Here is a 1,513-nt window from a genome sequence, read left to right as displayed (position 1 = left end):
AAGCTGTCGACTCGCAGCCAGAATAAGCAGGCTGAATTAGAACAGGCCGGCTTTGACGCTTACCTTGTGGATATCGATCAGGATGAACCGCTCAATGCTGATTTTCTCAGTGCAGATATCCTGATCATCAATATCACCTGTAAAAATATCGCGGGTTTCAGGCGTCTGATTACCGTCATCGAGCAGAGTAAAATCAGCAAAGTGCTGTTTGTCAGTTCCAGTTCGGTTTATCAGAACCTCAACCGTGAAGTGACAGAAGACGAAGGCGTCGAAAACCCGGACAGTCCGTTATTTCAGATAGAGCAATTGTTTCAGCAATCATCTGCCTTCAAAACGACCGTCCTGCGTTTTAGTGGGCTGGTCGGTCAGGGCCGCCATCCCGGTCGCTTTTTCCGCGGTGGCAAAACAATCAAACAGCCTGATGCGCCCATTAACCTCATTCACTTTGATGACTGTATCGGCATAATTGATGCGATTATCCATCAAAATGTATGGGGGGAAAAGTTTAATGGCTGCAGTGATACACACCCGAAAAAACGGCAGTTTTACCCGGATATGGCGAAGCTGGCTGGTTATCCATTGGCAGATTTTGCTGAGAATGACACACTGAATTTTAAAATTGTCTCTAATCAGAAAATAAAACAACGTTTACAGTATCAACTTCAACATCCGGACTTGATGCAACTGAATCAGGAGCATTATGAGTGATTCATCGCTGTGTCCATGTAACAGTGGATTATTGTACAAAGAGTGCTGTCAGCCTCTACACCAGCACACACACGTAGCTGAAGATGCCGAAAAATTGATGCGCTCACGCTACAGTGCCTATCACCTGGGCCTGGTTGACTATCTGCTGGAAACGCTGCACCCGTCCAAGCGCCACCCGGGTGAGCGGGAAGCGTTGCAGGAGAGTATTTCTCAGACTGACTGGCTGGGTCTGAAAATCATCGACCACAAGGAAGCCAATAATCTGGCCGAAGTCGAATTTGTTGCTTTTTATGATGATGAGCCTCTCGGCCAGCTCCGTGAGCGCTCCCGCTTTACCCGTGAAGCCGGCCGCTGGTTTTATCATGACGGCTTATTCCTGCCGCCATTAAAACTGGGCAGAAATGAAGTGTGCTTCTGCGGCAGTGGTAGAAAATTCAAGCAATGCCACGGTAGCTGATCAGGCGACTGCACCCAGATAACGTTTACGCTTGCTGGCTTTTAACTGTTGCAGATCGACCATCACCAGACCGTCGATGCAGTGACCGAAGTCAGCATCGATATTGAAATCGATAAAGCGTACCCCGCCCTGTTCACACACATCTGCATACTGCTTGTAAAGCGTAGGTACGGTGACATTCATATGTGTCAGCTGCTCACGTAAAGCAACAAAATCCTCGTCGGCATCCTCACCGGTCAATGTCTGCCAGACCTGCTGTTTCAGCTCGCCATCAACACTGTATGGCACGCGGGCAGTGGCCAGTTTGTCAGCGTCGTTAAAGTAAAGCTGGTAGTAAGTGACAATCAG

At 48.4% G+C, this 1,513-nt stretch carries 2 protein-coding genes and 1 pseudogene; 2 read left to right on the top strand and 1 reads right to left on the bottom strand.

The annotated features are described in order from the left end of the window. Both DWA30_RS08480 and DWA30_RS08475 read left to right on the top strand, forming a co-directional pair. A partial coding sequence (locus DWA30_RS08480) for a Rossmann-fold NAD(P)-binding domain-containing protein (RefSeq protein WP_114492113.1) occupies window positions 1-708 on the top strand: 708 nt, incomplete at its 5' end. Continuing rightward, the gene (locus tag DWA30_RS08475; RefSeq protein ID WP_114492112.1) at window positions 701-1,165 is read left to right on the top strand and encodes a YchJ family protein; all 465 of its coding nucleotides are present in this window, start codon (window positions 701-703) and stop codon (window positions 1,163-1,165) included. The genes DWA30_RS08480 and DWA30_RS08475, both read left to right, overlap by 8 nt. Here DWA30_RS08475 and DWA30_RS08470 read toward each other — a convergent pair. Continuing rightward, window positions 1,166-1,513, bottom strand: a pseudogene (locus DWA30_RS08470) (GNAT family N-acetyltransferase); the annotation flags it as partial.

The sequence above is a fragment of the Candidatus Ulvibacter alkanivorans genome, assembly GCF_003333325.1.
Classification (GTDB): Bacteria; Bacteroidota; Bacteroidia; order Flavobacteriales; family Flavobacteriaceae; genus Ulvibacter_A; species Ulvibacter_A alkanivorans.
Note: the sequence above shows the minus strand (reverse complement) of the source record. Positions and strands in the feature narration are given on the sequence as shown.

Excerpts from the sequence above, each read along its gene's own strand:
- DWA30_RS08475 (WP_114492112.1), top strand. The coding sequence starts at position 701 with ATGAGTGATTCATCGCTGTGTCCATGTAACAGTGGATTATTGTACAAA.